12 protein-coding genes, 2 tRNA genes and 3 rRNA genes are annotated in these 22,516 nt (G+C 68.4%); 14 read left to right on the top strand and 3 right to left on the bottom strand.

Annotated elements, in window-relative coordinates:
* Positions 1 to 427 precede the first annotated feature (427 nt).
* The 7 genes from JG540_RS09090 to JG540_RS09060 all read left to right on the top strand — a co-directional run bounded on the left by JG540_RS09090 (position 428) and on the right by JG540_RS09060 (position 9,815).
* A complete protein-coding gene (locus JG540_RS09090) occupies positions 428 to 1,636 on the top strand; it encodes an MFS transporter (RefSeq protein WP_200278331.1) in 1,209 nt (402 codons plus the stop codon).
* 112 nt (positions 1,637 to 1,748) lie between these two features.
* The gene (locus JG540_RS09085) at positions 1,749 to 2,420 is read left to right on the top strand and encodes a metal-dependent transcriptional regulator (RefSeq protein WP_200275505.1); all 672 of its coding nucleotides are present in this window, start codon (positions 1,749 to 1,751) and stop codon (positions 2,418 to 2,420) included.
* Between the two features lie 447 nt (positions 2,421 to 2,867).
* Positions 2,868 to 3,674: a C40 family peptidase gene (locus JG540_RS09080; protein ID WP_200275503.1), complete on the top strand. Its 807-nt coding sequence runs from the start codon at positions 2,868 to 2,870 to the stop codon at positions 3,672 to 3,674.
* Between the two features lie 196 nt (positions 3,675 to 3,870).
* Positions 3,871 to 4,806, top strand: coding sequence for a universal stress protein (locus tag JG540_RS09075; protein ID WP_200275501.1), 936 nt, complete (start codon positions 3,871 to 3,873; stop codon positions 4,804 to 4,806).
* Between the two features lie 74 nt (positions 4,807 to 4,880).
* A tRNA-Arg gene (locus JG540_RS09070) sits at positions 4,881 to 4,956 on the top strand.
* Positions 4,957 to 5,188: 232 nt separating this feature from the next.
* On the top strand, positions 5,189 to 9,544 hold the full coding sequence (locus JG540_RS09065; RefSeq protein WP_234042781.1) for a DNA helicase: 4,356 nt from the start codon (positions 5,189 to 5,191) through the stop codon (positions 9,542 to 9,544).
* Between the two features lie 37 nt (positions 9,545 to 9,581).
* Positions 9,582 to 9,815 (top strand): transcriptional regulator, encoded by a 234-nt coding sequence (locus tag JG540_RS09060; RefSeq protein ID WP_234042780.1) that lies wholly within the window; start codon positions 9,582 to 9,584, stop codon positions 9,813 to 9,815.
* A 222-nt stretch (positions 9,816 to 10,037) separates the two neighbouring features.
* Here JG540_RS09060 and mscL read toward each other — a convergent pair whose 3' ends face one another.
* The 3 genes from mscL to JG540_RS09045 all read right to left on the bottom strand — a co-directional run bounded on the left by mscL (position 10,038) and on the right by JG540_RS09045 (position 12,196).
* A complete protein-coding gene (mscL, locus tag JG540_RS09055; RefSeq protein WP_200275499.1) occupies positions 10,038 to 10,418 on the bottom strand; it encodes a large conductance mechanosensitive channel protein MscL in 381 nt (126 codons plus the stop codon).
* A 91-nt stretch (positions 10,419 to 10,509) separates the two neighbouring features.
* The gene (locus tag JG540_RS09050; protein ID WP_234042779.1) at positions 10,510 to 11,253 is read right to left on the bottom strand and encodes an SAF domain-containing protein; all 744 of its coding nucleotides are present in this window, start codon (positions 11,251 to 11,253) and stop codon (positions 10,510 to 10,512) included.
* Positions 11,254 to 11,545: 292 nt separating this feature from the next.
* Positions 11,546 to 12,196, bottom strand: a complete 651-nt coding sequence (locus JG540_RS09045) for a 5-formyltetrahydrofolate cyclo-ligase (RefSeq protein WP_200275497.1) — start codon at positions 12,194 to 12,196, stop codon at positions 11,546 to 11,548.
* A 328-nt stretch (positions 12,197 to 12,524) separates the two neighbouring features.
* On the opposite strand from JG540_RS09045, the gene JG540_RS09040 reads away from it, so the two are divergent.
* The 7 genes from JG540_RS09040 (at position 12,525) to rrf (ending at position 22,301) form a co-directional block, all read left to right on the top strand.
* Positions 12,525 to 13,721, top strand: coding sequence for a molybdopterin molybdotransferase MoeA (locus tag JG540_RS09040; protein ID WP_200275496.1), 1,197 nt, complete (start codon positions 12,525 to 12,527; stop codon positions 13,719 to 13,721).
* Positions 13,718 to 14,419, top strand: coding sequence for a GNAT family N-acetyltransferase (locus JG540_RS09035; protein WP_200275494.1), 702 nt, complete (start codon positions 13,718 to 13,720; stop codon positions 14,417 to 14,419). The genes JG540_RS09040 and JG540_RS09035 overlap by 4 nt, the downstream gene beginning before the upstream one ends.
* 135 nt (positions 14,420 to 14,554) lie before the next feature.
* A complete protein-coding gene (locus JG540_RS09030; RefSeq protein ID WP_234042778.1) occupies positions 14,555 to 15,721 on the top strand; it encodes a hypothetical protein in 1,167 nt (388 codons plus the stop codon).
* Between the two features lie 409 nt (positions 15,722 to 16,130).
* Positions 16,131 to 16,203 (top strand) — tRNA-Ala (locus JG540_RS09025).
* A gap of 760 nt (positions 16,204 to 16,963) precedes the next feature.
* Positions 16,964 to 18,499: ribosomal RNA gene (locus JG540_RS09020) — 16S ribosomal RNA — on the top strand.
* 413 nt (positions 18,500 to 18,912) lie between these two features.
* Positions 18,913 to 22,063 (top strand): 23S ribosomal RNA (locus tag JG540_RS09015).
* Between the two features lie 121 nt (positions 22,064 to 22,184).
* Positions 22,185 to 22,301, top strand: a 5S ribosomal RNA gene (gene rrf / locus JG540_RS09010).
* The 16S, 23S and 5S rRNA genes sit together here, the layout of an rRNA operon.
* The last annotated feature ends 215 nt before the right edge of the window (positions 22,302 to 22,516 follow it).

Genomic DNA, 22,516 nt, shown 5'->3' with positions numbered 1-22,516 from the left:
CTAACAACCCCCTCCCTCACCGCGAGACCGGGACATATGTACCGCGAGACCGGGACATATGTACCGCGAGACCGGGACATATGTACCGCGAGACCGGTAGGTAGGGGCGGGTGAAGGGCAGGACAAGCGCACCGCAAGGCAGGGGCGGGCCCGGGTTCCTCAGGACCGGGCCCGCCCCTGCTTCTGCTGACCCGCTGGGTATAGGGTGCTGCCGGGGCCGGAGACGGGCGGCAGCAGGCAGGTAGTGACGGCGTAGGCCGGGGTCGGGGACGGCGCAGACGGCTCTGGCCTGGCTGAGACGGGCCAGGTCGACGTCGTCGGCAGGCCCGTGGCCACGGCCCCGCTGGCCGTCACTGGTGGCCGCCGCTCGGAGGCCGCAGAGCGCGAGACGTAGGAGGTTGACAGGGGGTGCCGGTTGCTCAGGCTGCTGCATAGCACGTTCGAGTCCTTGGCGATCCGCAACTACCGGATCTGGTTCCTGGCCGCCCTGGTCACCAACACCGGCACCTGGATGCAGCGTGTGGCCCAGGACTGGCTGGTGCTGCGGGTCCTGACCAACGACTCCGCCTCCGCCACCGGACTGACCACCGCCCTGCAGTTCCTGCCGGTGGTGTTCCTGTCGGCCCACGCCGGGGTGGTGGCTGACCGGGTGGACTCCCGCAGGCTGCTGCTGGTCACCCAGCTGGTGCTGGCGGCGGTCTCCGGTGCGCTGGCCCTGGACGTGCTGCTGGGGCACGCCCAGCTGTGGCACGTCTACCTGGCGGCCGCGCTGACGGGGGTGGCGGCGGCCTACGACGCCCCGGCCCGGCAGGTGTTCGTGGCCCGGATGGTGCCGCCTAGCAACCTGGCGAACGCCGTGGGCCTGAACTCGGCCTCCTTCAACGCCGCCCGCCTGCTGGGGCCGGCGGCTGCCGGGGTGGCGGTGGCCTGGGTGGGGCCGGGGTGGGTGTTCCTGCTCAACGCCGTGTCCTTCCTGTTCCCCACCGTCTCCTTGCTGGCGATGCGCGTGGACGAGCTCTGCGAGGTGCCGCGCGCGAGCCGTGCCAAGGGCCAGATCCGGGAGGGGCTGTCCTATGTGCGCCAGCGCCCGGACCTGCGGGTCATCATCGTGGTGGCCTTCCTGGTGTCCATGCTGACGCTCAACTACCAGCTCACGATGGCGGCCATGGTCCGCAGCGTCTTCGACCTACAGTCCCAGGCCTACGGGACGGTCTCATCCGTGTTCGCGGTGGGTTCCCTGGCGGGGGCGCTGGTGGCGGCCCGACGGCGCGCCCCGGACCTGCGGATGGTGCTGCTGGCGGCGGGGGTGCTGGGGCTCATGAGCCTGTTGCTGTCCGTGATGCCTACCTTCTGGTCCTTCGCGGCGATGACGGTGCCTACGGGGCTGGCCATGCTCACGCTGCTCACGGCCGCCAACCAGACGGTGCAGCTCACCACGGATCCGGAGGTGCGGGGCCGGGTGCTGAGCCTGTACATGCTGGCGTTCCTGGGGGCGACGCCGTTGGGGGCGCCGCTGATCGGCTGGGTGAGTGACATGTGGGGGCCGCGGTGGGGGATTGCGGTGGGTGGCTGGGCGGCTGTGCTGGTCGCGGCGGGGGCGTGGCTGTGGCTGCGGCGCTCCGGCACCCGCGTCTGAGCGCGTGGGGGCTGGACCTTCCGGCTATCCTGTGCGCGTCCTGGCAGTCCCGCCGGGGCAGGGCTGGCGCCGGGGGTCGGCGCGTGCGGCGCAGGAGTTAGGGGGAGCCCGGATGAGTGAGCTCATTGACACCACTGAGATGTACCTCAAGACCGTCTACGAGCTGGAGGAGGACGGCGTTCTGCCTTTGCGCGCAAGGATCGTGGAGCGTCTGGACCACTCGGGCCCGACCGTCTCCCAGACCGTGGCCCGCATGGAGCGTGACGGCCTGATCCGGGTCGGTGAGGACCGGGCGCTGGAGCTCACGGAGGAGGGGCGGCGTAGGGCGGCGGAGGTGATCCGCAAGCACCGTCTTGCTGAAAGGCTGCTGCTGGACGTGATCGGGATGGACCGCAGGCTGGTCCACGAGGAGGCCTGCCGCTGGGAGCACGTGATGAGTGAGCAGGTGGAGGACCGGCTCGCCCAGATCCTCAAGGCGGTGGACACCGACCCCTTCGGCAACCCGATCCCGCAGCGTGACGACCTGCGCCCCGGCCCTTCCGACAATGAGGTGCCGGCGGACCGGGCTTCCCGGGACGGCGAGGTCACGGCGGTGGTCAAGCGGGTGGGGGAGCCGATCCAGGCGGACGCTGAGCTGCTGGCCCTGCTGGAGGAGGCTGGCGTGGTCGTGGGGGCTCGGGTGGTGGTGCGCCCGGTGAGCCAGGGGGTCCGGGTGGCGGTCGACGACGACGAGCCGGTGGTCCTGCGACCGGACCTGGCGCGGCACCTGTTCCTGGAGCGCTGAGGCGGCCTGGCTGCTACGGGTCCGCGCGGCAGGAGACGGGCTGGCCGCGGGGCAGCAGCCTGCTGACGACCGTCTGCGCCTGCGCCTGCCCTTCTGTGCCTGACCTCATGTGACTTGCTGCCTGCGCCGTGCACGGTTCGTGATCGTTTCGGGGTGCGGAAACCGGCCTGTATCAGTTTGCACGTACTTGCAAGAGCATCTGGGTGCCTGTGCGGCTTTATGTTTGCTTTGGGTTGCCTGTGTCTGGTTTTCCTTGCTAGAACGGTGCAAAGTCTCCGCCGAACAGGCCTGTGCGAAACTGTGCGGAAGTCCGAGATGCTACATAAATGTGGTCTGCGTCACCGCAATGTGGGTCACTACGCGATGACAAGGTGGTCAAGTCCCAGGTAGGTTGCAGTTGTTCGTTTGTCAGACCTCGAGTCGGCAGAATCTGCAAGGAGATGAGAGATGACCGCCACGACAAAGGCACGCCACCGCAAGGCGACCAGGGCCCTGACCCCCCTGTCGGAGGTCGCACCCTCCGCACGCCTTGGCCTCGCCGTCGCAGCCACCTCCGGACTGGCTATCGCGATGGTCGGCTCTGGTGCCGCCGTCGCCGCCTCGACCGCTACTGAGGTCGGTGAGTCCGCTGGCTCCCTGGAGGCCGGTATCGGCGCCCTTGCGGCCCCAGTTCGTGAGGCTGTCACCGTAAACGAGGCCGTGACCGTTGCCGCTGACGCTCAGTGGCAGGGCTCCGCCGTCGCCGAGGCTGTGGCTGAGGCTGCGCCCGCCCCCCAGCCCCAGGCCGTTCAGGAGGAGGAGCCTGAGCAGGCGCGTGAGGAGGCTGCCTCTGAGTCCAGGACTGCTGGTCAGACGGGAGGCTCCGAGCGTCAGTCCGAGGCCGCCCCGGCTGCCGCGCGCTCCTACGAGGTCCCGGCCTCCGCCGCGGGCAGTAGCGTCGTGGCTATCGCCTCCCAGTACCTGGGCACCCCCTACGTCTACGGCGGCTCCAGCCCCTCGGGCTTCGACTGCTCCGGCCTGGTGCAGTTCGTCTACAAGCAGGCGGGCATCTCCCTGCCCCGTACCTCCTGGGCCCAGGGCGCCGCGGGCACCCACGTCTCTGCTGCGGAGGCCCAGCCCGGTGACCTGGTCTACTACGGCCACCACGTGGGCATCTACGCGGGCAACGGCATGATGATCCACGCCCCCAAGCCGGGCGACGTGGTCTCGCTGGTCCCGGTCTACGACTCCCCGAGTTACGTGCGTATCGGCTGATACGGCACCGAGTCAGCAGGAGGCGGTCACCTGGAGGGTGGCCGCCTCCTTTTGCTGTACCTACGTCCTGCTTGTCCACTCCCACGCAGGCAGATTCGTGATCTGGTGAAGAATCCCGGTTGGAAGCGTACCCGGATGGCTGAGGCCTACGGCACAATGAGGTCATCGGTTCTCTAGGACCAGGAGGTTCGGTGCGATGGCTGAAGACAAGGTTGTGCTCGTTGGGGTGGACGGCTCCCCCGAGTCGCTTGAGGCGGTGGACTGGGCGGTAGCGCGCGCGGCCAAGGCTGGTTGGCGGGTACATCTGCTGTGCGCCTACTCCTTGCCCTCCTTCACCACCGCGTCACTCGACGGCGGCTATGCCGCGCTGGACGACTCCGCGATCCGCGGCGGCGCCCAGAAGGTGATCGACGAGGCCGCCCAGCGGGCGGTCGGCTCCGGGGTCAAGGTCACCAGCTCCCTGGAGACCGGCGACCCGGCGGGGGTGCTGGTGGACCTGTCCGACGAGGCCACTATGGCGGTGGTCGGCACCCGTGGTGGGGGAGGTTTCGCAGACCGCCTGCTGGGGACCGTCTCCTCGGCGCTGCCAGCCCACGCGCACTGCCCCACGGTGGTGGTGCCGCGCCACATGGAGGGTGCGGACTTCACCCCGGTCAGGCGCATCGTGGTAGGTGTAGACGGTTCCGAGTCCGCCCGCCGGGCCCTGCGCTGGGCGGTGCGGGAGGCGGAGGTATGGGGGGCGGAGCTGACGGCGGTGGCTGCCGTGCCGCTGGCCTCCGGCACCGGGGCCCTGGCCTGGCTGCCTGCGGCGATCGACCGGGAGCAGGTGCTCGCTGACGTGCGCGGTGGGCTGGACCGGGCGGTGGCCGTGGCCCTGGAGGGCCACCCTGGTGTCAAGGTGCGCAAGCACGCGCTGGACGGCAACGCAGCCGAGCTGATGGCTGAGTTCTCCACGGCGGTGGACCTGGTGGTGGTCGGCTCCCGGGGCCGGGGCGGCTTCGCGGGGCTGCTGCTGGGATCCACCAGCCAGGCGGTCCTGTCCCACGCCGTCTGCCCGGTCATGGTGGTTCCTAACCGTGCCCCTGAGGAGGGCGCGACTGGTCGAGTGCAGAAGCCCTGGGGGCGTGCCTGATCCCTGGCTGCCCGGCAGGGCTGCGCGGCCAGTGGTCGCAGGTGCCTGCCGGGCACTGGTAGGCTGTTGCCTGAGCCCTCGTAGCTCAGGGGATAGAGCACCGCTCTCCTAAAGCGGGTGTCGGACGTTCGAATCGTCTCGGGGGCACCAGGTGACCGGGTCCAGCCAGCGTGCTGGGCCCGGTCCGTCCTTGCGGGGCGCCTTCCGGCCCCGGCGCTCTGGCGGGTGGGGTGCCGCCTCCGGTACGACCAGCCCCCGTGGGCGCCTCCTGGCGGGGTGACGGCGGTGCCCGTACGGTTGCGGTTGGGTAAACATCTGTCCGCTGGTTTCCGTGCCGCCGAGTCTGTGGGCATTCTCGGCCTAGGCCCGATATGTTGATCGTATGACGCCTGCTGCCTCCCCCTTCGACCGGATACGACGCGCGCTGTCCAACCGCGGGGCCGTGCAGAAGACGCCAAGACCCTCCGCGCCTGCCACCAGGAAGCCAGGGCCCTCGGCCTCGGTGACCGGCGGCCAGGAGGCGACGCCGTCGTCCGGGACCGAGACTGAGGTGGGACCGCAGCCGCAGGCGGAAAGCCCCGGCAGTAGCCCGGTCACCTCAGCGAGCCCGACTGCCTCCGCCTCCAGCCCGGAGCAGGCCACCGCGGTCCCGGAGGGCGACGACGCCCGCCTGGCACGCATCGACGCCACGCTCAGCCGGTGGCGGGAGGATCTGCTGGACCTGGGTGGGGTAGTGACCGACTCTGATATCACCATGCTGGAGGAGGGTGTGGTGGACCTGACCGCCGCCCACCCCTCCGGCCTGGCCCAGCTCTACGCGGGCCGCCCCACGCAGCTGTCCTCCCTGGTGCGGGAGCGCTCCGCCTTGCTGGCCGCCCGCCAGTCCCTGCGGGAGGTGGCTTCACGCACCCAGGACCTGGCCCGCCAGTTCGGGGTGGCGCCGGTCTTCCTGGCGGTGGGGGTGGCTTCCTGGACGCAGACGGGCCCCAGCCCGAGCGCGGCGGAGTCCAGCTCGGCCCGTCCCTCCTTCGCCCGGCGTGAGCCTGGTGCCGACACCCCGGTGGAGACCGTGAACGCGCCGGTACTGCTGCGTCCGGTCCGGCTGACGGGGGCCACGGGGGACGCCCAGCTGGCCCTGGACCTGTCCGTGGAGGTCAACCCGCTGCTGGTTAAGGCCCTGCGCGCACACGGCTGCCAGGCCGATGTCGCGGGCATCGCCCACTCGGCGGTCTCCTCGGTGGGTTTCACGCCGCGGGCCGCGCTGGCCCGCCTGGCCACCCTGGGGCGCGAGTACCTGCCCGGTTTCGCCCTGCACGAGCGCCTGGTGGTGGGTGCCTTCGTGCATCCGGGCCGTGCCTTGGTTGAGGACTTCGACGCTGTGCGGGAGCGCTGCCGGGCCTCGGCCCTGGTGGCGGCCCTAGCGGGTGACGGGGCCGCTTGCGCAGCCCTGGACGTGGAGCTGCCTGCGGCTGAGCCGCGGGACCGTTACCCGGAGAACGAGCGGGGTGCGGGGGACCTGGAGGCGGCGGAGCTGGACGCCGTGGAGGCGGTCGGATCTGGAGCCTCCCTCTTGCTGGACGCGCCCCCTGGCGCGGACGTCCCAGGTGTCCTGGCCGCGGTCATTGCCGACGCCGTCGGCTCGGGGCGCACCGTGCTGCACGTGCCCGCCAGCTGCGCGGAGGGGCACGCGGTGGCGGAGAGGCTGCGGCGGCTGGGACTGGGGGACCTGGTCATCGACCTCACCGAGGACCCGGCCTGGCGGCGGCACGCTGCGGAGGCGGTCAAGGAGGGCATGGGGGTCAACCCGCCTGAGGTGGACGCGGAGTCCATCATGGAGATGCGGGAGCGTCTGGTGACCGTGCGCTCCCGCCTGCAACGCTACGTGGGGGCGCTGCACGCCACCCGTGCGCCCTGGGGGGTGTCAGCTTTCGAGGCCTTGCAGAAGCTGGCGGAGATGACCTCCTCGCGCACCCGGGCCCGGACCACCGCCCGGATCGTGCCAGGCCACCTGGAGCAGCTCGACGCCGCCGGCCTGGCCCGGGCCCGCCGGGTGCTGGAGCGGGCCGAGCAGCTGGGCATGCTGGTGCCGCGTACGCAGCCTTCAGCCTGGGAGGCCCTGGCGGTCACGGACCTGGACGAGGTCACTGACACCTTGACGGTGCTGCGGGAGCTGGACGAGAACCTGCTGCCAGCCCTGACCAGGCACGTGCAGGACGGCGCCAAGGACACCGGCATGCTGCGGGCGCGGTCCCTGCGGCAGTGGCAGGAGCAGCTGGAGGTGCTGGACGGGGTGCGGGACTCCCTGGACGTGTTCCGCCCTCAGATCTTTGAGCGCTCCGCCGCGGACATGGTGATAGCCACCGCCACGCGCCAGTGGCGTGAGGAGCATGACGTGGAGATGAGCGCCTCGATCCGGCGTCGTTTTCAGCGGCAGGCCCGTGAGCTGGTGCGGCCTGGCCGGGTGGTGGAGGACCTGCACGAGGAGCTGGTGCAGGTACAGCGTCGGCGCGAGACCTGGCGGCGCTACGCCCCAGAGGGAGGGTGGCCGCGGCTGCCCGCCAGCCTGGATGACATGGCGGGTGTGGCCCAGGAGGTGTGCCAGCGGCTGGAGCAGGTGCAGGTGCTGTTCGACCGCACGCCGGGGGCGCCCCAGCTGCTGGACCTGGTGCTGGACGACCTGGTCTCCCAGGTCGGCGTCCTGGTCTCCCAGGACAACGAGGCTATGCGGGTGCCTGAGCTGAACCAGGTCATGGCGGAGGTACATGAGCTGGGGCTGGGGCCGCTGCTGGAGGACCTGACGGCCCGGGCTACCCCGGCTAACCAGATCGAGCTGGAGCTGACCTACTGCTGGTGGTCCTCAGTGCTGGCGCAGGCGCTGCGGGACGACCCGGACATGGGTGGTCTGGACGCGGCGGCCCTGGCGGCCTTGGCCCGCTCCTTGCGGGAGCTGGACAAGGCCCAGGCGGCCTCCCTGGCGCTGCCGGTGGCGCAGGCGCACGCCCAGCGGGTGCGCAACCAGGTCAATGAGAACCTGGAGGAGGCGCGGGAGCTGTACAAGGCCCTGGTGCGTGAGGAGGGCGCGGGCCTGAGCGAGCTGATCGAGCGCTACCCGCTGGCGCTGGTGGCCAAGCCGGTGTGGATCGTCCCGCCCATGCTGGTGCCTCAGGTGTTCTCCGCCAACGCCTTGCTGGACCTGGCGGTCCTGGACGCCTCGGCACCGGTGCCGGTGGCGCAGGTGCTGCCCGCGCTGGTGCGGGCTGAGCAGGTGCTGGTGGTGGGTGACCCGCGCCGGGCCGAGACGGGCCTGGCTGCTGAGCTGGGGCCGCTGCTGCCCAAGGTGACGCTTCCTACCACCCGCCACAGCCTGGATCCCATGATCGCCGGATTCCTGGCCGCCAACGACTATGAGGGCATTATCGAGGCCGTTCCTACCCCGCCCGGGTCGCAGTCCCTGCGGCTGGACCTGGTTGACGGCCGGGGGGCGGCTGCTCCCGGTGAGGTGGCGGTGGAGACCGTCTCCGCGGAGGTCAACCGGGTGGTGGACCTGGTGATCGAGCACGCCTTGAGCAGCCCGGAGCTGTCCCTGGCGGTGGTCGCCCTGAACACCCGGCACGGGGACGCCATCCGGCAGGCGGTGATGCAGGAGCTCAGTGGCTCCCCGGCCTTGGAGAGGTTCTTCAGGGACCAGGGGCTGGAGCCTTTCGTGGTGGTGGACCTGGCTGACTGCCGCTCCCTGCGCCGCGACCACGTCATTCTCAGCGTCGGTTACGCCAAGACCGTGCACGGCCGCACGATCCACCGTTTCGGCTCGGTGGCGCAGAAGGGCGGCATGGTGGCCCTGGTGGAGGCCCTGTCGGCGGCGCGCGAGCGCACCACCGTGGTCTCCTGCCTGACGGCGGCTGACCTGGACCCCACCCGGCTGACGACGGCTGGCTCGCGGTTGCTGCGTGAGCTGCTGGAGCAGGCTGAGAGCGGTGGGCAGGACCTCTCCGCCGACGGCCTGGCCCCGGACCCGCTGCTGGTGGACCTGGCGGAGTACCTGTGGCGGCGGGGGCTGACGGTGCGTCCGCGCTACGGGCTGGAGGGGGGCGTGCGCATCCCCCTGGCGATCGGGCACCCGGACTATCCGGGTGAGCTGTTCGTGGCGGTCCTGACTGATGACGCCGACTATGTGGCCGAGCCGAGCCTGCGCCGACGCGACCGGCACTGGGTGGAGCGGCTGGAGCAGCGGGGCTGGCTGGTGCATATGGCGTTCTCCGCCGGGGTGTTCGTGGACCCGGAGGCGGAGGCCCGGCGCGTGGAGCAGCTGGTGGCCTCGGTGGTTCGGGAGCGTCGGGTGCCGCCGCCTCCGCCGCCCCAGGCGGTGCCGCAGGAGGTGCCGGTGGAGGCCTGGGAGGTGGCGGAGCCGGGGTCAGCCTCGGAGGCTTCTGTGGAGACGGCGGACGCTCCGGACACGGCGGACTCCGCGGTCAGCTCGGTCACGGCCTTGAGCGCCACGACGGCGGACGCGGCTCCGGTGGAGCCGCAGCGGGCCCGGCGCCCTCCGATCGCTGCGGGGCTGCCTCTGCAGGCCTACTCGGACGACCAGCTGGACGACCTGGTCGCCTGGATCCGCTCGGACGGGGTGGTCAGGGACGAGGCTGCCGAGATCGCGGAGCTGCGGGCCACCTTGGCCCTGCGGCGGCGTGGGGCGGGGGTGGACGCTGTACTGAGCAACGCGGTGCGGCGTTCCAAGTGACGCCCCGGTGGCCTGGACGCCTAGTGGGTGGCCAGGTGTGAGCGCCGGGGGCAGGCGCCGCAGGCGCGTGGTGGCCCTGTCGGTGCAGGACGCTGCGCGGGTGGCGCGGGGTGAGCCCACTGAGCAGGAGGCTGAGGACCGGCGGCGGCGCGCCTTGGATGCGCTGGCGGACTGTCCTGCTGGTGAGGACGCTGCTGCGGGCCAGGGGGCGGCTGGTGGGGGCGCCAACGACGCCCGGCTGCTGGCGGAGGTGCCACCCCACTGGCAGTAGGCCCCGACGAGGCCCGGCTGCTGGTGCAGGTGCCGCCTCACCGACAGTAGGAGCTTGCGCCTGCGCCTGTAGGACCGTGTCAGGGTGGCGCAGTCTGCCCGGGCGGGGCGCGGTGAGGGCTTACCGGTGGCCGTGCCGGGGACGGGGCAGCTGAGACGTGTACGCGGAGGGGCCCGCAGACCAGGTGGTCTGCGGGCCCCTCCGGCTGTGGTGAGTGGGGTCTCAGCGCTTGGAGAGCAGGTCGCGGATCTCGGTGAGGAGCTCGACGTCGGTCGGCTCGGCGGGGGCGTCGGCCTCGCCAGCCTTCTTCTTCTCGTTGATCTTGTTCATCGGCACGACCAGGAAGAAGTACAGGGCGAAGGCGATGAGCAGGAAGTTGACGAGTGCGGTGATGATCGCACCAGGCAGGACCTCGGCGCTGCCCACCGTGAACTTGCCGAGGGAGTCGAAGTTGGGCTGGCCGAAGATGCCACCGATGAGGGGGTTGAGGACCTTCTCCACGAGGGCGTCGACAATAGACTTGAAGGCCGCACCGATGATGACACCGACGGCGAGGTCAATGGCGTTTCCGCGGGAGATAAAGTCCTTGAATCCCTGGAGCATGAGTTGCCTTTCGTTGTGGCGCTCTGATGCGGGCGCATCAGGGGGCGCCGGAGAGGAGTTAGGAAAGCCGGAATCGGTCCGGCTCGCGGCGTCAGGGGCTCAGCATGATGCCCAGCTGATTGTGCGAAGCCGCGCCAACTACAAGGCTAGCGGTCTGTTGGGGGACAGCAATAGTGATGTATGTGATACTCGTCTCACCATCCCAAGGTCCTCCCCTAGTTTGACTGCGTGTGCTAAGCACCCGGGCTCCACGACCGACCACCTGGGCGGAGCCCTCACTGCCAAAGGAATCCGGCCCCACGGCCACGACGTCCACGCGGGCTCCGGGGGTGGCCAGCTCGGCACCGATCTGCACCGGAACCTCCACCAGGCGCTCAGTCTCAGCCAGGCGGGCGGCTGCGTCTCCGCTGGTCATGGTGCGGGTCAGGACCGTGCCCTTCTCCAGGCGGATCGCCGCCCGCTGCCCCAGTACGGTCTCGTCCGCCAGGCCGCTGGCGGGCACCGCGCGCTGCGGCAGGGTGGCCCGTTCCACGCTCCCGGTGCCAAGCTCTTCCCCGGCCTCAACCGCACGGGAGACCACCAGCACGCTGACCCCCGACGGCGGGGGCGGGGCCAGCGCGCTCAGACCCACCAGCACGGCGGCTGCCAGGCAGGCTGCGGCCAGCAGGTGCCGGTACCGCCCCCACCACAGGCGCAGCCGCAGGGGCCGTCTCCGAGCGCTCTGAGGACGGCGGGAGGGCAGGCGCCGCCCACGGCGACTGCGCGGGCCGGGGTCCCAGTCAGCTTCATCTGCTCCCTGGTGGCGGGGCGGGGTGAGTGCGTGCGTCCCTGACATGCCTCCAGGCTCGCACCGGCACCGGGCCCTTCGGGCACCGCCAGCAGCTCTGGTGGACGGTGAGGCGGCTTGCCCACCTGTGGAGCGCGGACGCTGCCTGGACGCGCTTCGAGATCGGGGCCCGGTGGAAGCCTGCCTGTGGAACGCGGCCGCTGCGCCGTCGTCGTCAGTCCTGGTGCCGGTGCGGAGCATGCCACCCACCGGGCTGCCGGCTCAGGGGCCCACCCGTCGGGCAGACGTACTTGATGAGAGCATGCCGCGCCGGGCCGCTGGCACCGGTCCCGCCGCCGGCTCAGGCCTGAGGCGTCGCAAAGCTGGAGCCCTCCAGCAGGAACCAGGACTCGGTGGTGAGCACCGCGTCCACCTGGTGGTCGTGGGCCTCCACCGGCAGCGGCGTGCGCACCAGCTCGTCAGGGTGCAGCACCGCCAGGACGGTGGCAGCCGGGTGCACCAGGGGCAGCACCCGGTCGTACCAGCCTCCCCCCTGGCCCAGCCGGTGCCCACGGCGGTCGACTGCCAGGGCGGGCACCAGGAGCACCTCGGCCAGGGAGACCGCCGTAGCGTCCAGGGCCGGGCCGCTGGGCTCCGGAGGACGGCGGGGGGCGCGCTGCGCCAGGTCCTCCAGACCCTTGAACCAGCCCCAGGAGCGGGACAGGCGCGGGCCGAGCACCGGCAGCAGCACCTTGGTGCCGCGCGCCTGCAGCTCCTCCAGCAGCAGCCAGGTGCAGGGCTCGTTGCCCGTGGAGACGTAGCAGGCCACGGTCCGGGCCGTGCCCACGGCCTCCAGCGCGTGCTCAGTCAGGGCGTGGCAGGCGGGGGCGTGCCCACGCTCAGGGTGACGGTGGTGCCGGTTCCGGTGCTCGCGCAGCACCTGCCGCAGGCGGGACTTCGCGTCGGCGTTCTCTAGCCAGGAGGTGTTCGGCAGCGTGGGGGCGACGGTCATAGGCAGATTGTCTCAGGTGAAGGCGGCGCTGGCTGGTTGGCGGCATCGTCAGCGCTCCCCGGTCGGGTAGGCGGTGCTTCTGTGGAGCGCGGCGGGTGGGACGCCTCGGTGGGGCGGGTGTGATGCCCTGTCGAGGTTTCAGGAGGGCGGCGTAGGGGATCCTGTACGTCATGAAGGCCGGGGCCCTGGTCGAGGGGCGATGGCCCTGAGCCTCGGGGTGCCTGCCTGGGTCTCCTTAGCGGCCCGCGCCTCCCGGGGCGCAGCCGCCAAGATGCTTGCTCGCTAGCGTCCAGGTAGCCTGGGGGAGAATTTAATACGGAGGAGCGTAATGAGAAGTGTCGCCGAGCACCTGGACGCCTGCCTGGAGATCGCGCAGGCGGCTGCCCCGCTGGACGTGCCACTTCCAGACGCCGTGGGCTGCGTGCTCGCGGAGGACGTCGTCGCCAGGACGGACATGCCTGAGGTGGACCTGGCAGGGGTGGATGGGTACGCGGTGTCAGCGGGGCAGCTGGCCCGCTCCGGCCCCGGGCAGGTGGTGCGGGTGATGGACGCCGTCCGGGCGGGTGACGTGCGTCCTGTCACCCTGGTGGAAGGCACGGCCGTGCTGATCGACTCCGGAGCGCCTATGCCTAGAGGGGCCGACGCCGTCGTCCCGTGGCTGGACACCGACCGGGGCAGCGCGCAGGTGCGGATAGAACGCCTGCCGCTGGTGGGGGAGAACGTACGCCCTCGGGCCCAGGAGATGCGTGAGGGGGAGAGGGTGCTGCGCCGTGGCTCGCGCCTGAGCGCCCGGCAGGTAGGGCTGCTGGCGGGCATGGGCCTGGCGCGGGTGTGTGTGCACCCGGCACCCCGCGTGGTGGTGATCTCGATCGGCGACGAGCTGGTGGAACCGGGTACCCGGAGGCCCCTGGGGGACGTGTACGACGCGAACGGCCACGCCCTGGCCTCGGCGGTGCGGGACGCGGGCGGGCAGGCCTTCCGGGTCTCGGCGGTGCCTGACGAGGTGCGCTCCCTGACTGAGGCGATCGAGGACCAGCTGGTGCGGGCGGACGTGGTGGTCACCAGTGGCGGCCTGTCCAGCGGGCAGGGAGACACCGTCAAGTCGGTGCTGGCCCCGCTGGGGACCGTGCGCTTTGACCAGGTGCAGATGTCTCCTGGCCGCCAGCTGGGGGTGGGTACTGTAGGTGACGGCGTGCCGATCTTCTGCCTGCCGGGGGAGCCGGCAGCGGCCTTGATCGCCTTTGAGGCCTTTGTGCGCCCGGTGCTGCGGCGGATCGCGGGCTGGGCGAGCCTCCACCGCAGCAGCGTCCCGGCGGTGGTGGGCTCCGGCTGGGAGTCGCCACGGGGACGGCGCGAGTTCGTGCCGGTGCGGGTGGCGGGCACCCCGGCGGAGGGCTACCGGGCCACCCCGGTCGGCACGGGCTCCCGGGCACTGGCGCGGGCCAACGCGCTGGCGGTGGTACCGGAGGAGGAGACCGTGGTTACCACGGGCAGCACCTTGTCCTGTCTGCTGCTGGACTCATGAGCGGCCTGCTGCGCTGGCTTACCGGGGCCCCGGCGCGGCCCCGTTTCACCTGGCCGGTGGTGCTGGAACAGACCGGGCTGGATCGCCGCGGACTGTGCCGTGGGGTTGACACCGTGCGCCTGCGGCCGCTGCGGGCCACGGACCAGGATGCCTGGCGGCGGCTGCGCGTGGCGGAGGCGGAGCGCCTGGCCGCCTGGGACGCCACTTTCCCTCCGGAGTCGGGGGAGGCGGGGATGTCCTTCGGGACCTATGCGCGGGACCTGCGCCGTCAGGCCCGCGCGGGCACGGCCATGCCCTTCGTCATCGAGGTGGACGGTGCCTTCGCGGGGCAGCTGTCGGTGGAGCCGATTGCGTGGGGGGCGCTGCGTTCGGCGGCCCTGGGCTACTGGATCGGCGCGCGCTGGCAGGGACGCGGGGTCATGACCCTGTGCGTGGCCATGACCTTGGACCACCTGCTGGGCGCGGAGGTCGGGCTGCACCGGGTGGAGGTGAGCATCCGCCCGGAGAACGCCGCCAGCCTGGCGGTGGTGCGCAAGCTGGGACTGCGGGAGGAGGGGCTGCGCCTGCGCTACATGCACGTGGCGGGCAGCTGGGCGGACCACCGTGCTTTCGCGGCGACGGCGGAGGAGCGGGGCCCCGGTTACGTCCAGCTCCTGGTGGACCGCGCTGCGGGGGCTTCAGGAAACACGCAGCGTTAAGTTCTGTGGCTGCTGGGGACAGTGTGACCTACTGGGTCCTGTGGGAATCAGTATGCGAGGTCTGGGGAAGAATCACGCAGGCGTGCTCGGCGCGCCGACGTTGTGGAGAGCCTCCTGGGACATACCGTTTTCTTTGTGGGGATCGAGATCTGGGTGCTGCTGGTACTCGCCGCGGTCCTCTCCCTGTACCTGCTGCCCACCCTGGTTAGACGTCGCGAGATGATGGGGAGCTCACGGTCAGAAGATCGCTACTCAGCAGGGCTGAGGATCCTGGCCACCAAGGCTCCCTCATCTGAGGAGGCCTGCTCGGCCGGGCACGGGCACGCGCAGATCTTTGAGAGCCGACCGGAGGTGAAGGTCATGGACAGGCCGGATGTCAGGACCGTCCGCGCGCTTCGCGTGGAGCGGGAGCTCCGTGAGGTCCGGGCCAACCACCTGGCCGCTCGTGCCCGGCGTCGGCACGCGGCGGAGCGGCGTGCCCTGGTGGTGCTCCTGCTGCTGGCCGCCTCAGTGGTGATGGCGTTGGTGGCGGCGCTGACCCCGCTTCCCTGGTGGTACGCGCTGTACGCTCCCGCCCTGGTCGTCCCGGCCTTTGCCTACGGCCGCTGGGCCACGACCCGCGACAAGTCTGACGACTTGCGGGAGGTGCGCCGGGTGGCGGAGCTGCGTCGCCAGCTGCGTGCGGTGGGTGGGGTGGAGCGGTCCGCTGGCGAGCCTGCCCCGGCGCACGGCCCTAAGGTGACGTCTGTAACTGCTGCGGAGGCTGGGGCTGGTGGCGGGGCTGTGCCCTCCGGGGTGGCTGGTCCTACGGGCCGGTCCCGGGGTGCTGTGGTGGTCTCTGCCCGGAGCGCGGTCTCTGCTAGGAGTGCGGTCTCTGCCCGGAGTGCGGCCTCTGCCCGGAGTGCGGCCTCTCCGGCGCGGGCGGTGGACGACGTCGTCGTCCCCCAGGCCGCTGAGACGCTGCGGGTGGTGGCAGCGGAGGCGAGGCCGCTGCCAGCGGGTCGGGCGACCGGCCGGGGGGTGCCGACGCCGCCGTCTGTGGAGCTGAACGCAGCGACGCCGCCGCAGGGCTGGCGGCCCGTGAAGGTGCCTGCACCCACCTACACCTTGGCGGCGCGGGCCCCACGCCGGGTGGTGGAACCGGTGCTGGTGGACCTGGAGGAGCCAGGCGATGTGCGGGTGCCGCAGCGCCCCAAGGCGGTGCGCTCCTATAACTTGGAGGGCATCGGGATGGAGGAGCAGGTCTTCCAGCCCATCGACCTGGACGCCGTGCTGGCACGCCGTCGCGCGGTGGGGGAGTGAATCCCTTACCGGTGACGCCCAGGAGATCGGTGCTGGCGTGCCGTCGCACCGTGGCGGCATCGTGGTACTGAGGTAGGACACCTGCGGGCCTGTGCGTCGTCAGGGTGCTGCGAGTCGTGAGGATGTATGTGAGCCGACGGGCCAGCAGCCCTGGTCTCCAGGTCAGTGCCGCATTGTGAGGATGCGAGGCCTGTTGGTGGTGACCAGCAGGTCCTGTCCTGGTGTCACACCCCAGGCCGTGAGTAAGTGCGACGGCGCGCTGTCGTGGTCGGTGACCGCAGTCGGCGCACCCCAGGGATTCGGGGGCGTGAGGCTTGACGGTCCCTGCAGGCCGTCCGTGGGTGTTGCGGCTCACCGGTGGCTGACTTGCGGCCAGGCCTTGCCGTGGTGCTAACATCGGCCTGTACCTGGGGCTATGGCGCAGTTGGTAGCGCGTCTCGTTCGCAATGAGAAGGTCAGGGGTTCGAATCCCCTTAGCTCCACTTAGTTACAAGGTCCGAGCCTGGCGCCAGTTCTGACGTCTGCAGTTCGGACCTTGTTCGTTTACCTGGGGCGGTGCCTGCGTAGCGGCAGTGGTCGTAGGCCTGGAGGGACCGCTCCCCGGGGCGGCGGTGCTGGTGCGGCGAGACCTCTCGCTGCGGCCTGAGCAGACAACGGCTCCCGGGGGCGGCGGTGCTGGTACAAGGGACAGCCTCCGGCCTGTTGGGTGGGAGCAGCTGTGGGGCCTGGTCTGGGAGCGGGGCAAACGTGTCCTGTGTCATGCTCTGGGGATTTGACTTGGTGGTCGGGTCTCGGGCTAAAGTCTTCCCCGCTGCCAGGGGTGAAAGCCCAGGGGAGCGTGGACCGGGAAGTGGTAAGCGCCAGATCCCTGGGCCTGAGGTCGAGAGACGAGGGTCACGGGGAACGGACTTGACTGGCCAGAAGCCTTCTGCTTAACCTAGTCCAGTCGCCTTGAGGCGGGAACCGAGTTTCTCGGGGAACTCTTATGGGTGTGTTGTTTGAGAACTCGATAGTGTGTCATGTTTTTTATGCCATAGTGGGATGGCTGGTTCTTGGGGCCTTTTGTGGTTCTGGGGGTTGGTTGTCTTGTTTTGTTTTGGTTTTGCTTGCCCCTTTCTTTTGTTGGGGGTGGGTTGGGCCTGGAGTTTTCTCTGTTTGGTTGTCTTGGCTTGTTTGCTGGCTGGTGGTTCTGGGCTCTGTGTGGGTCTGGGGGTGTTGGCTGGTTTATGGGTTGTGATGATTTTTTTGGAGAGTTTGATCCTGGCTCAGGACGAACGCTGGCGGCGTGCTTAACACATGCAAGTCGAACGGTGATGCCTGGCTTTTGCTGGGTGGATGAGTGGCGAACGGGTGAGTAACACGTGAGTAACCTGCCCCCTTCTTCTGGATAACCGCCTGAAAGGGTGGCTAATACGGGATATTCTGGCCTGCTCGCATGGGTGGGTCTGGAAAGGTTTGTTTCTGGTGGGGGATGGGCTCGCGGCCTATCAGCTTGTTGGTGGGGTGATGGCCTACCAAGGCTTTGACGGGTAGCCGGCCTGAGAGGGTGGACGGCCACACTGGGACTGAGACACGGCCCAGACTCCTACGGGAGGCAGCAGTGGGGAATATTGCACAATGGGCGCAAGCCTGATGCAGCGACGCCGCGTGAGGGATGTAGGCCTTCGGGTTGTGAACCTCTTTCGCCAGTGAAGCAGGCCGCCTCCTTGGGGGGTGGTTGACGGTAGCTGGATAAGAAGCGCCGGCTAACTACGTGCCAGCAGCCGCGGTAATACGTAGGGCGCGAGCGTTGTCCGGAATTATTGGGCGTAAAGAGCTCGTAGGCGGCTGGTCGCGTCTGTCGTGAAATCCTCTGGCTTAACCGGGGGCTTGCGGTGGGTACGGGCCGGCTTGAGTGCGGTAGGGGAGACTGGAATTCCTGGTGTAGCGGTGGAATGCGCAGATATCAGGAGGAACACCGGTGGCGAAGGCGGGTCTCTGGGCCGTTACTGACGCTGAGGAGCGAAAGCGTGGGGAGCGAACAGGATTAGATACCCTGGTAGTCCACGCCGTAAACGTTGGGCACTAGGTGTGGGGGCTCTTTCCGGGGTCTCCGCGCCGTAGCTAACGCATTAAGTGCCCCGCCTGGGGAGTACGGCCGCAAGGCTAAAACTCAAAGGAATTGACGGGGGCCCGCACAAGCGGCGGAGCATGCGGATTAATTCGATGCAACGCGAAGAACCTTACCAAGGCTTGACATGGGGGTGGCGGGGCCGGAGACGGTCCTTCCCTTCGGGGCGCCCTCACAGGTGGTGCATGGTTGTCGTCAGCTCGTGTCGTGAGATGTTGGGTTAAGTCCCGCAACGAGCGCAACCCTTGTCCCGTGTTGCCAGCACGTAGTGGTGGGGACTCGCGGGAGACTGCCGGGGTCAACTCGGAGGAAGGTGGGGATGACGTCAAATCATCATGCCCCTTATGTCTTGGGCTTCACGCATGCTACAATGGCCGGTACAGAGGGCTGCGATACCGTGAGGTGGAGCGAATCCCTTAAAGCCGGTCTCAGTTCGGATCGGTGTCTGCAACTCGACACCGTGAAGTTGGAGTCGCTAGTAATCGCAGATCAGCAACGCTGCGGTGAATACGTTCTCGGGCCTTGTACACACCGCCCGTCACGTCATGAAAGCTGGCAACACCCGAAGCCCGTGGCCTTACGGGGAGCGGTCGAAGGTGGGGCTGGTGATTGGGACGAAGTCGTAACAAGGTAGCCGTACCGGAAGGTGCGGCTGGATCACCTCCTTTCTAAGGAGCAACATGTTGTTGTGCGCCCGCCCGCCGGGTGATCGTCTACCGCCCTGTCAGTGGGTGGGGGGCCTGGTGGGGTTGGGTGCGTCCTTATTCGGGACGCTGTGGCATAGGAAGCCGTCTCCTGCGCGTTGTCGTGCGGGGGCGGCCTTCGTGGCTCCGGTGCCGTGCGCGCGGCCTGCTCGTCCTTGTGGTGGGTGGGGCTGGGTGCGTGGGCCTGGGGTTGTGGGGGGCGTGGCACGCTGTCGGGGCCTGGGGCAGCTCGCCTCGGTGCCTGGCCCTTCGGGCCTGTCCTCCTGGTGGGGGTGGGTCTGGGGGTGTGGGTGGGTTGGTTGTGAACTGTATAGTGGACGCGAGCATCTTTGTTCTTTGTGGGCTGCTAGCACTGTTGGTGCTGGTGGTCTTGTGTTTTGTTTGTTTTTATGAGCGTTCGGTGGATGCCTTGGCATCAGGGGCCGATGAAGGACGTGGTGGCCTGCGATAAGCCTCGGGGAGCCGGCTGACGGGCTGTGATCCGAGGGTGTCCGAATGGGGGGACCCGGCACGAGTCATGTCGTGTCACCCGTACCTGAATCCATAGGGTGCGGGGGGTGACGCGGGGAAGTGAAACATCTCAGTACCCGCAGGAGAAGATATTCCGTTAGTAGTGGCGAGCGAACGCGGATGATGGTTAAACCACGGTCGTGTGATACCCGGCAGGGGTTGCGGTCGTGGGGTTGTGGGGCGTGTTCTTCTGCCATCTGCCGGTGGTGGGCGCGGTGACAAACCTGGCTGGTAGCCGAACCCTCTGGGAAGGGGGGCCGTAGAGGGTGAGAGCCCCGTAGGCTAAACTGGCCGGGCCGTGCGGGCACGACCCCGAGTAGCACGGGGCCCGTGGAATCCTGTGTGAATCTGCCAAGACCACTTGGCTGCCTGAATACTTCCTGATGACCGATAGCGGATCAGTACCGTGAGGGAATGGTGAAAAGTACCCCGGGAGGGGAGTGAAACAGTACCTGAAACCGGGCGCTTACAAGCCGTCAGAGCCTTGAGGGGTGATGGCGTGCCTTTTGAAGAATGAGCCTGCGAGTCAGTGCCGTGTCGCGAGGTTAACCTGGTAGGGGGAGCCGTAGCGAAAGCGAGTCCGAAAGGGCGCCTATGAGTGGCACGGTCTGGACCCGAAGCGGGGTGATCTACCCATGGCCAGGTTGAAGCACGTGTAAGAGCGTGTGGAGGACCGAACCCACTTCAGTTGAAAATGGAGGGGATGAGCTGTGGGTAGGGGTGAAAGGCCAATCAAACTCCGTGATAGCTGGTTCTCCCCGAAATGCATTTAGGTGCAGCGTCCCGTGCTGCCCGGCGGAGGTAGAGCTACTGGGTGGCTGATGGGCCCCACAGGGTTACTGACGTCAGCCAAACTCCGAATGCCGTCGGGTGCAGCGGGGCAGTGAGACCGCGGGGGATAAGCTCCGTGGTCGAGAGGGAAACAGCCCAGATCGCCGGCTAAGGCCCCTAAGCGTGTGCTAAGTGGGAAAGGATGTGCGGTCGCGCAGACAACCAGGAGGTTGGCTTAGAAGCAGCCACCCTTGAAAGAGTGCGTAATAGCTCACTGGTCAAGTGATCGTGCGCCGACAATGTAGCGGGGCTCAAGCACACCGCCGAAGCCGCGGGCCTGCCACGTGTTCCTTCCGGGGGGCTTGACCCCCCTTGGCAGGGGTGGCAGGTGGTAGGGGAGCGTCCCGCACCGGCAGAAGCCTCGGGGTGACCCAGGGGTGGACGGTGCGGGAGTGAGAATGCAGGCATGAGTAGCGATACCAGGGTGAGAAACCCTGGCGCCGAATGACCAAGGGTTCCAGGGCCAGGCTAGTCCGCCCTGGGTGAGTCGGGACCTAAGGCGAGGCCGACAGGCGTAGTCGATGGACAACGGGTCGATATTCCCGTACCGGCGAAGCACCGCCCATGCTGACGCGCGGGTGCTGACCCACGCCCTGTAGCACAATCAGCCCGGCAGCCTGCTTCGGTAGGCTCTGGACTGGTGCCACGGGGTCTGGGGACCCTCCGCGCAGGTAGGCAAGCGTATTAACAGGGGTGACGCACAGTGGTAGCCTCGCGGGCCTAATGGCTTGGCCCGTCTAAGCGCGCAGCCTGGTACCCAGGCAAATCCGGGTACCTGCCCTCAACGGCACAGGCCAGGCGTGATGGGGAACCCACCCAAGGGGTGGGGGAAGCAAGGTGATCCTGTGGTGCCAAGAAAAGCCTCGACGCGATGGTGCCAGCCGCCCGTACCCTAAACCGACACAGGTGGTCGGGCAGAGTATGCCTAGGCGCACGAGATAATCATGGTGAAGGAACTCGGCAAAATGCCCCCGTAACCTAGGGAGAAGGGGGGCCCAGGCCCTGAAGCCCCACGCGGGCTAGGGGTGAGGGCCGCAGAGACCAGGGAGAAGCGACTGTTTACTAAAAACACAGGTCCGTGCGAAGCCGCAACGCGATGTATACGGACTGACGCCTGCCCGGTGCTGGAAGGTTAAGAGGAACCGTCAACCCCCTACCGGGGTGAAGCGGTGAATTCAAGCCCCAGTAAACGGCGGTGGTAACTATAACCATCCTAAGGTAGCGAAATTCCTTGTCGGGTAAGTTCCGACCTGCACGAATGGCGTAACGACTTCTCTACTGTCTCCACCATGAGCTCGGCGAAATTGCACTACGAGTAAAGATGCTCGTTACGCGCAGAAGGACGGAAAGACCCCGGGACCTTTACTACAGCTTGGTATTGGCGCCCGCCCTGGCTTGTGCAGGATAGGTGGGAGACCGTGAAACCGCCACGCCAGTGGTGGTGGAGTCGTCGTTGAAATACCACTCTGGCCATGGCGTGCGCCTGAACCTCGGCCCGTGACCCGGGCCAGGGACAGTGCCTGGTGGGTAGTTTAACTGGGGCGGTTGCCTCCTAAAAAGTAACGGAGGCGCTCAAAGGTCCCCTCAGCCTGGTCGGCAACCAGGTGTCGAGTGCAAGTGCACAAGGGGGCTTGACTGCGAGACCGACAGGTCAAGCAGGTGCGAAAGCAGGAACTAGTGATCCGGCGATCCCGAGTGGGTGGGTCGTCGCTCAACGGATAAAAGGTACCCCGGGGATAACAGGCTGATCCTGCCCAAGAGTCCATATCGACGGCATGGTTTGGCACCTCGATGTCGGCTCGTCGCATCCTGGGGCTGGAGCAGGTCCCAAGGGTTGGGCTGTTCGCCCATTAAAGCGGTACGCGAGCTGGGTTTAGAACGTCGTGAGACAGTTCGGTCCCTATCCTCTGCGCGCGCAGGATACTTGAGAAGACCTGTCCCTAGTACGAGAGGACCGGGACGGACGAACCTCTAGTGTGCCAGTTGTCCCGCCCGGGGCACGGCTGGTTAGCCACGTTCGGAAAGGGTAACCGCTGAAAGCATCTAAGCGGGAAACCACCTTCAAGACAAGGTATCCACACCCACACGGGTGGAAGGCCCCCAGCAGACCACTGGGTAGATAGGCCGGAGGTGCAAGACCCGCAAGGGCCGCAGCCGACCGGTACTAATAGGCCAACACAAACAACACACAACCCCCAACAACACACCAAGGGGGGCAGGAACACCCACGCAAGCGTCCACTATACGGCCCACAACCAACCAACCCACAAGCACCAACCACGAGCACCACAAACACCCCACACAACGTCTCGGTGGTCACAGCGGGAAGGCAACGCCCGGCCCCATTCCGAACCCGGAAGCTAAGACTCCCAGCGCCAATGGTACTGCACCCGCAAGGGTGTGGGAGAGTAGGACACCGCCGAGCACAAACCACACCGCAGGCCCCCAACCAACAGGCTGGGGGCCTACGGCCACCCCCAGACACTTATCACCCACCCCACCCGACACCCACGCAACACCAACACCTACCCCCACCACCCCCACACACCCCCACCACCCCCGCCTCCACTTGTGCACTTCGGCGCGAGTGGTGCGGTTCTCCGGCACCACTCACGCCAAAACGCACAACTCAAGGCAAGG

This window comes from Actinomyces weissii, assembly GCF_016598775.1.
In the GTDB taxonomy this organism is placed as follows: domain Bacteria; phylum Actinomycetota; class Actinomycetes; order Actinomycetales; family Actinomycetaceae; genus Actinomyces; species Actinomyces weissii.
Note: the sequence above shows the minus strand (reverse complement) of the source record. Positions and strands in the feature narration are given on the sequence as shown.